Source organism: Polaribacter sp. (assembly GCF_049276715.1).
Classification (GTDB): Bacteria; Bacteroidota; Bacteroidia; order Flavobacteriales; family Flavobacteriaceae; genus Polaribacter.
In genome coordinates, this window is record NZ_JBASWY010000027.1 from 17,863 (window position 1) to 29,934 (window position 12,072).

Here is a 12,072-nt window from a genome sequence, read left to right on the forward strand (position 1 = left end):
CTAATAAATTTCGGAAATGAGAATCAGTTTTTAATTTCTGCATCAGACAATAAAAGGGGATATTTATCTCGAATTGAATTAATTTTTTCTTCCAAAGATTTGTCTTTGTAATTCGTTTTTTTATAATCCTCTAAAAGACTTACATAATTTCGATTGTATAATTTTACAGCCAATTTATTTCTTAAAAAAGTGTAAGAACTATTCAAATTATCTAAAACAGTAATGTAGGTTTCATAGTTTGTATTTCTATCTGTTTTGATAGATATAAATGCTTTTGAAGGATGATCTGAAGAACTTGGGTTTCTACTTCCTTCACACCAACTGCAGGGTTTATTATTGATGCCCAAACCACCACCATTGTCTATAAAATCGATGCCAATTTGTTTAAGGTCTTTTATGGATAACGTTTTTCCATCAACAAAAAGTTCATTTTTAAAGTTGATATTTACTTCTAAAATGTTTTTTTCTTTGATATCTATTATTGAATTATCTTCTGGTTTTTCAGCGATTTTTCTATAGATGCCTGATTCTACATCCATAGTTGTGGTTACTAAAAAGAAGATTAATAATAAAAATGCAATGTCAGCCATGGAGCCAGCATTAATTTCTGGAGATTCTTTTCTACTCATGATTACTAGTTTTTAAAGTTTATAAAAATTTTTCCTTCTCGAAAAAAGCAAGAAGTTTCGTAAAGTTTGAGTAGGTTGATTTAGTTTATTAACATTTCTTTAACAAAAAGAATGCCAAGTTTTTTTGATAAAATTAGTTGGCAAACAAGTTTAGCCCTGATTGAAACGACATCCTTTTTGCTGTCAGTTCGAGGGAATTTGTGAAGAATGAACAAATTTGTATAGAGAACAGAAGTAAAAAGATATAGCCTTTCGATTTCACTCAAGATAAATTCCAAGCAGGAAATAGCTTCTAAAAAGAAAGTTGATTTACAATTTTTACAGCTTCTACAGCTTCTTTTACATCGTGCACACGTAAAATATTGGCACCATTTATAAGCGCAATTGTGTTTGCAGAAGTTGTTGCATTTAAAGCTTCTTGTGCAGAAATATCTAAGGTTTTATACAGCATCGATTTTCTAGAAATACCCGCTAAAATTGGAGCGTCCAAACTTTTAAAAAGTGATAAATTTTTAAGCAATTCGAAATTGTGTTCGATGGTTTTTCCAAAACCAAAACCAACATCAATAATAATGTCATTTAGTTTTAGTTGATGCAATTTAAAAATCTGTTCTGCAAAAAAGGTGATAATTTCTTTAGTAACATCATCATAAACAGGATTTTTCTGCATGTTTTGTGGAGTTCCTAACATGTGCATTAAAATATATGGAACTTGCAAATTGGCAACAGTTTCGAACATTTTAGCATCCATAATTCCACCAGAAATATCGTTGATAATTGCAGCACCAACATTTATAGTTTCTTTGGCAACATTGCTTCTAAAAGTATCCACAGAAATAATGATTTCAGGAAAATGTTTTATTAGTAAATTGATTACAGGAAGAATTCTTTGCAGTTCTTCTTTTTCAGAAATATTTTTAGCTCCAGGTCTAGAGGAATAAGCACCAACATCTATAAAAGTGGCACCTTCTAAAAGCATTTTTTCTGTTTGAGAAAGAATGTCTTTTTCGTTTTTATATTTGCCACCATCAAAAAAAGAATCTGGAGTAATATTTAAGATACCCATTACTTTGGGTGATGATAAATCTACTAAGGTTCCTTTGCAATTTATGGTCATTTATCTAACTACTTTATGAATTACGTGAGTAATTTTTGGAGCTTTGTACTTGTCCATTTTTTCTAATAATTTATCAACGGAATTTTCTACAATCAATAATTTTTTATTTTCGGCTTTTACATAACCTTCTTCCACCATTTTATCGATTTGTAATAAAATAGCATCGAAAAAACCATTCACATTTAAAAGTCCAATTGGTTTTTGCTCAATATGCAATTGCCCTAAAGTTAATGCTTCGAAAAGTTCATCTAAAGTTCCAAAACCTCCTGGTAATGTAATATAACCATCTACGAGTTTGCTCATTATTACTTTTCGTTCGCTCATTTTTTTACAAACAATCATTTCTTCTACTCCAGAATGAACCACTTCTTCTTTGACTAATAATTTAGGAATTACACCAATTACTTCGCCATTTTGCTCAAGAATTGTATCCGACAAAATACCCATCATTCCAATTTTTCCTCCACCATAAACCAAACCAATATTATTTTTAGCAAAGTAATTGCCAAGTTCTTTGGCTGCTTCTTTATAAACGGGATTAAAACCTAAACTCGAGCCACAAAAAACAACAATTCTATTCATTAAGTAGATTTATAAATTCATGGTAAAAATAAAAGAATTGCGTTTAAGATTTACTATTTTTACGCAAATACTTTTGATTGAAAATGCAAGATACTTCAAAACAATATGATGCTGTAATTAATGATTGCAGAAGTTTATTTATAAAAAAAATGTCTGATTATGGTTCTGCATGGCGAATTTTACGTTTACCATCTTTAACAGATCAGATATTTATAAAAGCGCAAAGAATACGTCAGTTACAAGAAAATGCAGTAAGAAAAGTTGATGAAGGGGAAAAATCTGAATTTATTGGCATTATTAATTATTCGATTATGGCCTTAATTCAGTTAGAAAAAGGCGTTGTAGACAACCCAGATTTAAGCTCGGAAGAAGCAACTATTTTATATGATAAACATAGCAAAATAACTAAAGATTTAATGCTAAATAAAAATCATGATTATGGTGAAGCCTGGAGAGAAATGCGTGTTTCTAGTTTAACAGATTTAATATTACAAAAATTATTACGCGTAAAACAAATTGAGGATAATAAAGGAAAAACATTGGTTTCTGAAGGAATTGATGCCAATTATCAAGACATGATTAATTATGCAGTTTTTGCGATGATACATTTGGGATAGATATGAAAATTTTAACTTGCTTAATAGTTCTATTCAGTCTTACAACTTGCATGACTGAAAAACATATTATTAACAGAGAGTTAAAGGCAGATAGTGTTGTTTCTGAATTTTTTAACGATAAAGAAATAGTAGAGTTAGGAAAGATAATTCTATTTTTTGAAAGTCAAATGTTAGAAGAAACAAAAGAAGTAAATACTGAAAAACGTTATAAAAGTTTTTTGAGAAGTGATTCTATTAGACTACTTGATAAACATCGGGTATATACTTTTGATTATAAAAAGCAAGAAAAATTATACTCAAATTTAGATACTATTTTTTTTGATAGCTTTTGGGATATTGGATTTATACAAGATACTTATAAAAAGGATAAACAATATGATTTTTTTAATATTAAAAGTTACGATAAATATGGTCAGTTTTTAGAAAAACTATCCAAACAAAATGTTTTTTTTGAAGATTATCATTTTTCTACTGTAATTGTAAATGATTTTTTATCACCAAATGCAAGTTCGAATCTTATCGTTCATTATAAAAATTATAACTTTAAAGATATAAAAGTTAGATTAATATATTCTTTACATTATATCTATCAAAACGAATTTTACTTTAAAAAGCTAAAAAAATAATTCATGAAATTACTAGTCCAAATTACAAGAATCATAGTAGGAGCCTTATTTATATTTTCTGGCTTTGTAAAATTGGTAGACCCAATTGGTTCTCAATACAAGTTCGAAGAATACTTTTCTGAGGGAGTTTTAAACTTGGAGTTTTTAATTCCTTATGCACTGCCTTTTGCCATCTTTTTAATTATTTCTGAAATAGTTTTAGGGGTTGCCTTATTAGTAGGTTGGAAAGCAAAATTTACGATTAATTGTTTAAAAATAATGATTCTTTTATTCTTGTTTTTAACTTGGTATTCAGCCTATTATAACAAGGTCACAGACTGTGGCTGTTTTGGAGATGCTATAAAATTAACTCCTTGGCAAACCTTTGGTAAAGATGTTATTTTAACCATTTTAATATTCTTTATAGGTGGTAAAAGAACAAAATTTATAAAGCCAATTTTACCAAAAGCAAATCCTGGTTTAATTGTAATTGTATCGCTTTTAATTTCTAGCATCGTAACTTATTATGTGTTAAATCATTTACCAATTATCGATTTTAGAGCCTATGCCATTGGTAAAAATATCCCTAAAGGAATGGAGTATCAAAATGATGGAAAAATACCTCCAGTTCACGATTTTATGTTGGAGGATTCTCAAAATGATTTAGCTCCAGAAATTCTAAAAATGGACAAAGTAGTTTTAATTATCATGTCTAATTTAGAAAAATCTGATCAAGAAGCTTTTGTTGAAATTAAAAAATTAGAAAAAGAAGCTAAAAGTAAGGGATATAAAGTTTACGGAGTTTCTGCTTCTTTTGCAGATATAATAGAATTAACAAAAAGTAATTATGAACTTTCTTTCGAAGTTCTATTCTGTGATGAAACTACTTTAAAAACAATGATTAGAGCCAATCCTGGAATTATGATTTTAAACAAGGGAACAGTTGTAGATAAGAAAAATTGGGTAGATATTGATGATTTAGATTTATAATGAAAAGTATAATTCTCGTTTTTATTGGTGGAGGTTTTGGAAGTGTTTTACGTTTTTTAATTGGTAAATGGTTAAACAATTCAGAAAACGGAATTCCTTATGGAACTTTTCTAGCTAATATTTTAGGAAGTTTACTAATAGGTTTAATTTTAGGCTATGCAGCAAAAAATGATGCCATTTCACAAAATCACACTTTATTTTTAGCCACAGGTTTTTGTGGAGGTTTTACAACTTTTTCTACCTTTGCTTATGAAAATCACGTGTTTTTAAAATCGGGAGATTTTACCTCTTTTGCTTTCTACACAATTGCAAGTTTTGTAATTGGTTTTCTAGCTGTTTTTGCAGGAATGTATGTTGTTAAGTTTATATAAATCATAAAAATGAATATTGTAGATTGGATTGGTTTTTTTGGCGTTTTTCAAATTCTACTAGCATACCTTTTATCAGTAATAAAAAAAATAAAAACAGACAGTTTAGCTTTTATCCTACTTAATTTAAGTGGAGCAATAATGGCTTGTATTGCATCCATATTAATAAAATATATTCCCTTTGTAATTTTAGAAGGAGCTTGGGCTTTGGTCTCATTTTTTTCTCTAATTACTTATCAAAAAGAAACTAAAACAATACAATAATGAACGAATTTGTAACCTATCAATCAGAAGAAAATTACGCAATAATTACAATTAATAATGGCAAAGCAAATGCTATTTCTCATGAAGTAATAGAGGGTTTAAATAAAAGTTTAGACAAAGCAATTGAGGAAGATAAAGTGGTAATTTTAACAGGAACTCCAGGAATTTTATCTGGTGGATTTGATTTAAAAGTGATGAAAGAATCTCCAATATCTGCTTTAGAATTGGTTACAAAAGGCTCTCGGTTATCTTTAAGAATGTTGTCTTTTCCCAAACCAATAATAGTTGCTTGTAATGGACATGCAATTGCAAAAGGGGCTTTTTTATTATTGTCTGCAGATTACAGAATAGGTACAGATGGCGATTTTAAAATAGGTTTAAACGAAGTAATGATTGGAATGACAATGCACAATGCTGGAATTGCAATTGCAAAAGCACGTTTGTCTGAAGTTTACTTGAATAGAAGTGTGGTGAATGCAGAAATATACAATCCAAAAGATGCAATAAAAGCTGGTTTTTTAGATATGATTGTTCCTGAAGATTTACTTTTAAATAGTGCTAAAAAAGCAGCAGAAATGTTTTCTAAGTTGAATAAAAAGGCACACGCAGCAACAAAATTAAAAGTTAGAAAATTGAATTTAGAAGCTTTAGAAGAGGCAATTGCATTAGATTTAGCAGGAACTATTTCTTTGGATATTTAATTTTTTATTGAAAATCATCATTTAAGTAATAAATAATAATGAGTTTACAACAAGATTTAGAAAATAGAAGTGGAAACAAATGCGAGTTATGTACAGCAACCAATAATTTGTCTATTTACGAGGTGAAACCGGTTTCTACAGCTGGTTTTGATGGTTCTATTTTAGCTTGTGAAACTTGTATTTCTCAAATTGAAAATCCAGAAGAAGTAGATCCAAATCATTGGAGATGTTTAAATGATTCTATGTGGAGCCAATATACGCCTGTAAAAGTTGTGGCTTGGAGAATGTTACATCGTTTAAAAGGTGAAGGTTGGCCAACTGATTTATTAGGAATGATGTATTTAGAAGACGCAGAATTGAACTATGCAAAAGAAACTGGAGACCATTTAGCAGAAAGCGAAAAGATTATTCATAGAGATGCAAATGGGGCAATTTTACAGTCTGGAGATTCTGTGGTTTTAATTAAAGATTTAAAAGTAAAAGGTTCTAGCATGGTTGCAAAACAAGGAACTGCTGTAAGAAGGATTTCTTTAGACCATTCAAATGCTAAATATATTGAAGGTAAAGTTGGCGCAACTCAAATTGTCATCATCACAGATTTTGTAAAGAAAATGTCTGAAAAGGAATAATTTATTTTCTTATTACTTTACAATAAATAAAGCTAGAAATCTTACTGTAAGGTTTCTAGCTTTTTAATTTTGTATAAATTTACAACTAAAAAATTAGTTTAAACTAAATTTTTAGTTATATTTGTTTTTTCGAACTAAAAGATTAGTTATAAATATGAGCAAACAATTAACAAAGGCAGAAGAGCAGATAATGCAAGTTTTATGGGATTTACAAGAAGCTTCCGTAAAAGAGGTGATTGATAAATTGCCAGAACCAAAACCTGCTTACAATACAGTTTCAACCATCATTAGAATTTTAGAAACCAAAGAATTTGTAAATCATAAACCAGAAGGTAGAGGTTTTATTTATTTTCCTATAGTAGAAAAAGAGACCTATAGCAATGAGAGTTTACATAAATTAATGGATGGCTATTTTAACGGTTCTTTTAAAAGTATGGTATCCTTTTTTGTAAAAGAAAATGATATGGATGTTACAGAATTAGAATCAATTTTAAAAGAAGTGAATAAAAATAAGTAGACAGTTTTTAGTTGGCAGTATTTCAGTTGCCAGTTGTGAAAAATAAAGTCTGTCAGTTCGAGTGATTTTGACTTTTCGTCAAAATTGTATCGAGAACATTTAAAATAAAAAACTATGATAAATTATATACTCCAAGTTATTTTATTCCAAGTTTTATTCTTGGCGATTTACGATTTCTTTTTAAGCAAAGAAACCTTCTTTACAAAAAACAGATGGTATTTGTTAAGCACACCAATAGTATCTTTTTTAATTCCGTTGATAAAAATACCAACCTTTCAAAAAGCTGTTCCAAAAGAGTTTATTGTGTATTTACCAGAGATTGTTTTATCGCCAGAAAAAGTAATTCAACAAAAAATAACAGAAACTGGTTTTTATGAATCTGTAAACTATATCAACATTTTATTTTGGATTGGAGTTGCGCTTTTTTCAGTTTTATTTTTGATAAAATTAGTGAAGATTATCAATATCATCAGAAAATATAAAGTTGTAAAAGAGGCTAATTTTACGTTGATTTTATTGCCCAAAGAAACCAAAGCATTTTCATTTTTTAACTATATTTTTTTGGGAAAAGAGATTGATGAAAGTAAGAGAGAAAAAATCATTCAGCATGAATTAGTGCACAGCCAACAAAAACACTCTTTAGATTTATTGTTTTTCGAAATCCTAAAAATTGCAATGTGGTTTAACCCAATAATTTATTTCTATCAAAAGAGAATCACGTTAGTACACGAATACATTTCTGATGCTGTTGTAGCAAAATCTGAAACCAAAGAAAGTTACATAAATAATTTATTGTCTAGCTTTTTTCAGGTGGAGAATATTGCATTTGTAAATCAATTTTATAAAAAAAGTTTAATTAAAAAAAGAATTATTATGATGACGAAAAAACAATCCAAAAAAATCAATCAACTTAAATATTTGCTGTTGATTCCTGCATTAGTGAGTATGCTTTTTTATAGTTCTTGTTCTGAAAATTTTTCAGAGAATGAAATTACTCCAAGAAAGCAACTGCAAACAAAATATAGAAATAGTAATGGGAAATTGGTTAGTTTTGAAGGTTATGAGATGACCTATTTGGATGATTATTTGGGAGATGTACCACCAAAAGAAGTAGTAGAAATTTCCTTTGAAGATTTAGCTTCTTATGAAAAAGAGGAATTTAACGACTATTTAAAGAGAACCAAAGAACATTTTAAGGATAAACCTACAATTTTAAAGTCATTGAAATATAAATTTTTCAAAATGCCAAATGGTAGAAATGCCTATGGAACAATAGAAAAGGGGTTGAATTTTATTGGAAAGAATAGTAACCAAACAGAAACTAAAGAATTAACAATCTATACAGTAGATGAAGCACCAACTTTTCCTGAATGTGAAGATGGAGATATAGATTGTTTTTCAGAAAAATTACAAGAACATTTTCAAAACAATTTAAATCATAAAAACTTAAGTAAATAATATAGAAGACAGTAAATTTTAAAAAGTGAAAAATGAAACAGTCAACAAAATTCTTTCTAATACTTGCAATTATTGGTTCATTTTCTTTTTTATCTTGTAATAAAAAAGGAGAAGAAAAATTATCAGAAAAACAACAAATAACTTATTATCCCAAAGAAAAATTTAATAATGTTCCTGAAGAATATAGAGATACCACAAAAACCTATATGGATATTTATTACGGAGATGAATATCCAAAAGGTGAAGAAATAGATTTTGACGATTTAAGTGAACCTGAAAAAGAGGAGTTTTATAAAACTACTTTAAACGATGAATATTCAGGGACTTTATATCGAAAGGAAATTAAAATTATAAAACCAAGTGGTAAGCGAAAACTACTTTCGTATAAGTACAAAATAATAGGATTTAATGATGGAAGTGATAAAAGTATTTACTTTTTAAATGAATTTGATGTTCTACCTACTTTTCCTGGTTGTGAATTGAATAGTAAACAATGTTTTATTGACAGTGTAACAAAACACTTTTTTAAATATTTTAATGAAAAGTCACTGCATAAATTAGACTTACCAAAGGGAAATTTAAAAGTTACTTTAGGTTTTACGGTTAATAATAGAGGCTATATTGTTTATGGTGCTGCTGAAGCCCCTAAAAGACCTTTAGTACTAGAACTAGTTAGAGTAATAAATTTGTTACCAAAAATGAGACCAGCTGAATTGAATGGTAAAAAAGTCTCAGTAAAATATCAAATTCCGATTACAATTTTAGTAGATTAATTTCAGGGAATCTAACTCAATAAAATTTAGTAATTTCACGCAGTAAATAGAAACTGTAAAATGCGTGTTTTTTCTTTTTTATTGATGCTAATTTTTATCACATCTTGTGATAAATTGCCATTTTCTAAAAACAAAAACTTACAGCAATTAGATACGATTGTAGATTTTACCTCTGTAGATCTTTCTCCATCTTTTAAAATCTGCGATTCTATTATTGATAAAATAGAAAAATCTGATTGTTTTAGAAATACAATTCATCAAAAAATAGGAGAGGAGTTACTGCTGCATTCTTTGTCTGTAAAAGATTCTATTAACGAAACTGTTTATGTGGATCTAATTATAAATGATAAGGGAGAAATTATATTTAAAGAACTACAATCATCAGAAATTATTAAAAAGGAACTTCCAGAATTGGATAGCATCATTCATATTTCTGTAAATAATTTGCCTAAAATTTATCCTGCCATTAAGAGAGGAATTCCTGTTGCTACAGAATATCAATTACCAATTAAAATTGTTTTAAAAGAACTGTAATAGAGCTTTTGTTATTAAATACTTGTAACTAATTTAGTTCAGTATTTTCCACAATTTATCCTTTAGTTCTTGCAAACCTATTTCTGCAACAGAGGAAATAAACATAGTCTCTATACCTTTTGGCAAGTCTGTTTTTATTTCGGCTATTAACTCGTCATCTAACATGTCCGTTTTAGAAATTGCTAATAATCGGTCTTTGTCTAACAACTCAGGATTGTGTTTTTTTAGTTCGTTTAGTAGAATTTCATATTCTTTATTAATATCATCAGAATCTGCAGCAATTAAAAATAGTAAAACTGAGTTTCTTTCTATATGACGTAAAAAACGATGCCCTAAACCTTTACCTTCTGCAGCTCCTTCTATAATTCCAGGAATATCTGCAATAACAAAAGTGCTTTGGTTTCTATATTCTACAATACCTAAATTAGGTTTTAAAGTTGTAAAAGCATAATCTGCAATTTTAGGTTTTGCAGCCGTTAAAACAGATAATAATGTCGATTTTCCTGCATTTGGGAAACCTACCAAACCAACATCTGCTAATAATTTTAATTCGACTCTATACCAACCATCTTGTCCATCTATTCCTGGTTGTGCATATCTTGGTGTCTGGTTTGTAGAGGTTCTAAAGTTCCAGTTTCCAAGACCACCTTTTCCACCTTCTAATAAAATTATTTCTTGATTATTTTCTGTAATTTCATGCAAAACTTCATTGGTATCCGCATCTCTAACAATAGTTCCTAAAGGAACAGGAATATAAATATCTTCTGCATCTGCACCAGAACTTCTACTTTTGCTTCCTGCACCACCACCTTCTGCTCTAAAATGTCTTTTAAATTTTAGATGAAAAAGTGTCCACATATTTTTATCTCCACGTAAAATAATATGTCCTCCACGTCCTCCATCACCACCATCTGGACCACCTTTTAAAATAAACTTTTCTCTGTGTAAATGCGCAGAACCTTGCCCCCCTTTTCCAGAAGAAGCATATATTTTTATGTAGTCAACAAAGTTACCTTCTGTCATTTTTATGTTTAATTGTATAATTGTTTATTTGTATAATTGTTTTGCATCTTAATCTGTTAAACGCTTCAACATTTAAACAATTAAACTATTTTAAAGGGTGTCAAATACCCCAGAAATTCTTTTTGTAATATCTTCTATAGACCCAACACCATTAATACCATAGTATTTATCTTGAGCCTCGAAATAATCTTTAAGAATAGCAGTTTTTGTATTGTATTCGTTAAAACGATTTCTTATTTTAACTTCATCTGTATCATCTGTTCTACCACTTGTTTTTCCTCTTTCTAACAAACGAGTTACTAAAACATCTTCTGGAACTTCTAAAGCAATCATTGCATTTATTTGTTCACCTTTTTGGCCTAAAAATTCGTCTAAAGCTTCTGCTTGAGATTGAGTTCTTGGAAAGCCATCAAAAATAAAACCATTGGCATCCGCATTTCTTTCTACTTCAGCTTTTAGCATATTAATGGTTACTTCATCTGGCACTAAATCTCCTTCATCCATATATTTTTTAGCCAACAACCCAAGTTCTGTTTGGTTTTTAATATTAAAACGAAATACATCTCCTGTAGAAATATGCATTAAATTATACATTTCTTTTAAGAAGTTAGCTTGTGTTCCTTTTCCTGCTCCTGGAGGGCCAAATAATACGATGTTTTTCATTCTTGGTGTTGTTGATAATTGATATATTTCTGGGTAATTTCTTCCTAAACCATTGTAGTCTAAACCATAGCCAACAATAAATTTGTCTTCTATACTTTTGCCAATATAATTTATTGGAAGTTCTTTTCTAAATACATCTGGTTTAAAAAATAGAGAAACTACTTTTAATTTTTTTACATTTTGGGTTCTAAATATATTATAAATTTCTTGTAAAGTAGCACCTGTGTCTATAATATCTTCTAAAATAATAACAGTTCTACCAGTTAAATCTTCATTAATACCTACCAAATGCTTTACATTTTCTGATGAAGAGGTTCCTTGATAAGAAGCTAGTTTTACAAATGAAACTTCGCAGTTACCTTTGTATTCTCTAATAAAATCTGCAGCAAATAAAAAGCAACCATTTAAAATTCCAACAAATATTGGTATTTCATCTTTTGGTAAATCTGCTTTTACTTGTTGTGCTAAATGTTTTACAATATAACTTATTTCCTTTTTGTTAATGAAAGGTTTAAAGTATAAATCGTGAAGTTTTAGAATACTCATAAAAATGCAAATATAAATGCTATAAGTTTAATGAAAAAACCGTTTTGAGTTACCAA

16 protein-coding genes are annotated in these 12,072 nt (G+C 28.8%); 11 read left to right on the top strand and 5 right to left on the bottom strand.

Features of this window, described 5'->3' with window-relative positions; all coding sequences use genetic code 11:
* Positions 1-23 precede the first annotated feature (23 nt).
* The 3 genes from WAO74_RS07670 to WAO74_RS07680 all read right to left on the bottom strand — a co-directional run bounded on the left by WAO74_RS07670 (position 24) and on the right by WAO74_RS07680 (position 2,328).
* A complete protein-coding gene (locus WAO74_RS07670) occupies positions 24-629 on the bottom strand; it encodes an ExbD/TolR family protein (RefSeq protein WP_422160932.1) in 606 nt (201 codons plus the stop codon).
* 292 nt (positions 630-921) lie between these two features.
* The gene (gene folP / locus WAO74_RS07675) at positions 922-1,746 is read right to left on the bottom strand and encodes a dihydropteroate synthase (RefSeq protein WP_422160934.1); all 825 of its coding nucleotides are present in this window, start codon (positions 1,744-1,746) and stop codon (positions 922-924) included.
* Positions 1,747-2,328, bottom strand: coding sequence for a TIGR00730 family Rossman fold protein (locus WAO74_RS07680; RefSeq protein ID WP_422160935.1), 582 nt, complete (start codon positions 2,326-2,328; stop codon positions 1,747-1,749). It abuts the gene before it with no gap.
* Between the two features lie 83 nt (positions 2,329-2,411).
* Here WAO74_RS07680 and WAO74_RS07685 point away from each other — a divergent pair, with 83 nt between their 5' ends.
* The 11 genes from WAO74_RS07685 (at position 2,412) to WAO74_RS07735 (ending at position 9,784) form a co-directional block, all read left to right on the top strand.
* Positions 2,412-2,945, top strand: coding sequence for a DUF1599 domain-containing protein (locus tag WAO74_RS07685; RefSeq protein ID WP_422160937.1), 534 nt, complete (start codon positions 2,412-2,414; stop codon positions 2,943-2,945).
* A gap of 50 nt (positions 2,946-2,995) precedes the next feature.
* Positions 2,996-3,571, top strand: a complete 576-nt coding sequence (locus WAO74_RS07690) for a hypothetical protein (protein ID WP_422160939.1) — start codon at positions 2,996-2,998, stop codon at positions 3,569-3,571.
* Between the two features lie 3 nt (positions 3,572-3,574).
* Positions 3,575-4,540, top strand: a complete 966-nt coding sequence (locus tag WAO74_RS07695) for a DoxX family protein (protein WP_422160941.1) — start codon at positions 3,575-3,577, stop codon at positions 4,538-4,540.
* On the top strand, positions 4,540-4,911 hold the full coding sequence (gene crcB / locus WAO74_RS07700; RefSeq protein WP_422160943.1) for a fluoride efflux transporter CrcB: 372 nt from the start codon (positions 4,540-4,542) through the stop codon (positions 4,909-4,911). Before WAO74_RS07695 ends, crcB begins: the two co-directional genes overlap by 1 nt.
* Positions 4,912-4,920: 9 nt before the next feature.
* Positions 4,921-5,172 carry a CBU_0592 family membrane protein gene (locus WAO74_RS07705; RefSeq protein WP_422160945.1) on the top strand — a complete coding sequence of 84 codons (252 nt, stop codon included), beginning with the start codon at positions 4,921-4,923 and terminating at the stop codon, positions 5,170-5,172.
* A complete protein-coding gene (locus WAO74_RS07710; RefSeq protein WP_422160947.1) occupies positions 5,172-5,873 on the top strand; it encodes a crotonase/enoyl-CoA hydratase family protein in 702 nt (233 codons plus the stop codon). The genes WAO74_RS07705 and WAO74_RS07710 overlap by 1 nt, the downstream gene beginning before the upstream one ends.
* Before the next feature lie 38 nt (positions 5,874-5,911).
* The gene (locus WAO74_RS07715) at positions 5,912-6,502 is read left to right on the top strand and encodes a PhnA domain-containing protein (protein ID WP_422160948.1); all 591 of its coding nucleotides are present in this window, start codon (positions 5,912-5,914) and stop codon (positions 6,500-6,502) included.
* Between the two features lie 154 nt (positions 6,503-6,656).
* The gene (locus WAO74_RS07720; protein ID WP_422160950.1) at positions 6,657-7,019 is read left to right on the top strand and encodes a BlaI/MecI/CopY family transcriptional regulator; all 363 of its coding nucleotides are present in this window, start codon (positions 6,657-6,659) and stop codon (positions 7,017-7,019) included.
* A 114-nt stretch (positions 7,020-7,133) separates the two neighbouring features.
* On the top strand, positions 7,134-8,477 hold the full coding sequence (locus tag WAO74_RS07725) for a M56 family metallopeptidase (RefSeq protein ID WP_422160952.1): 1,344 nt from the start codon (positions 7,134-7,136) through the stop codon (positions 8,475-8,477).
* 32 nt (positions 8,478-8,509) lie between these two features.
* On the top strand, positions 8,510-9,250 hold the full coding sequence (locus WAO74_RS07730; protein WP_422160954.1) for a hypothetical protein: 741 nt from the start codon (positions 8,510-8,512) through the stop codon (positions 9,248-9,250).
* Between the two features lie 60 nt (positions 9,251-9,310).
* Complete coding sequence (locus WAO74_RS07735; RefSeq protein ID WP_422160956.1) at positions 9,311-9,784, top strand: hypothetical protein; 474 nt, start codon at positions 9,311-9,313, stop codon at positions 9,782-9,784.
* Between the two features lie 33 nt (positions 9,785-9,817).
* Here WAO74_RS07735 and obgE read toward each other — a convergent pair whose 3' ends face one another.
* Positions 9,818-10,807, bottom strand: a complete 990-nt coding sequence (gene obgE / locus WAO74_RS07740) for a GTPase ObgE (RefSeq protein WP_422160958.1) — start codon at positions 10,805-10,807, stop codon at positions 9,818-9,820.
* Positions 10,808-10,897: 90 nt separating this feature from the next.
* The gene (locus tag WAO74_RS07745; RefSeq protein WP_422160960.1) at positions 10,898-12,016 is read right to left on the bottom strand and encodes an adenylate kinase; all 1,119 of its coding nucleotides are present in this window, start codon (positions 12,014-12,016) and stop codon (positions 10,898-10,900) included.
* Between the last annotated feature and the right edge of the window lie 56 nt (positions 12,017-12,072).

Coding starts and splice junctions, on each gene's coding strand:
- WAO74_RS07670 (WP_422160932.1), bottom strand. CDS start 629: ATGAGTAGAAAAGAATCTCCAGAAATTAATGCTGGCTCCATGGCTGAC.
- folP (WP_422160934.1), bottom strand. CDS start 1,746: ATGACCATAAATTGCAAAGGAACCTTAGTAGATTTATCATCACCCAAA.
- WAO74_RS07680 (WP_422160935.1), bottom strand. CDS start 2,328: ATGAATAGAATTGTTGTTTTTTGTGGCTCGAGTTTAGGTTTTAATCCC.
- WAO74_RS07685 (WP_422160937.1), top strand. CDS start 2,412: ATGCAAGATACTTCAAAACAATATGATGCTGTAATTAATGATTGCAGA.
- WAO74_RS07690 (WP_422160939.1), top strand. CDS start 2,996: ATGACTGAAAAACATATTATTAACAGAGAGTTAAAGGCAGATAGTGTT.
- WAO74_RS07695 (WP_422160941.1), top strand. CDS start 3,575: ATGAAATTACTAGTCCAAATTACAAGAATCATAGTAGGAGCCTTATTT.
- crcB (WP_422160943.1), top strand. CDS start 4,540: ATGAAAAGTATAATTCTCGTTTTTATTGGTGGAGGTTTTGGAAGTGTT.
- WAO74_RS07705 (WP_422160945.1), top strand. CDS start 4,921: ATGAATATTGTAGATTGGATTGGTTTTTTTGGCGTTTTTCAAATTCTA.
- WAO74_RS07710 (WP_422160947.1), top strand. CDS start 5,172: ATGAACGAATTTGTAACCTATCAATCAGAAGAAAATTACGCAATAATT.
- WAO74_RS07715 (WP_422160948.1), top strand. CDS start 5,912: ATGAGTTTACAACAAGATTTAGAAAATAGAAGTGGAAACAAATGCGAG.
- WAO74_RS07720 (WP_422160950.1), top strand. CDS start 6,657: ATGAGCAAACAATTAACAAAGGCAGAAGAGCAGATAATGCAAGTTTTA.
- WAO74_RS07725 (WP_422160952.1), top strand. CDS start 7,134: ATGATAAATTATATACTCCAAGTTATTTTATTCCAAGTTTTATTCTTG.
- WAO74_RS07730 (WP_422160954.1), top strand. CDS start 8,510: ATGAAACAGTCAACAAAATTCTTTCTAATACTTGCAATTATTGGTTCA.
- WAO74_RS07735 (WP_422160956.1), top strand. CDS start 9,311: ATGCGTGTTTTTTCTTTTTTATTGATGCTAATTTTTATCACATCTTGT.
- obgE (WP_422160958.1), bottom strand. CDS start 10,807: ATGACAGAAGGTAACTTTGTTGACTACATAAAAATATATGCTTCTTCT.
- WAO74_RS07745 (WP_422160960.1), bottom strand. CDS start 12,016: ATGAGTATTCTAAAACTTCACGATTTATACTTTAAACCTTTCATTAAC.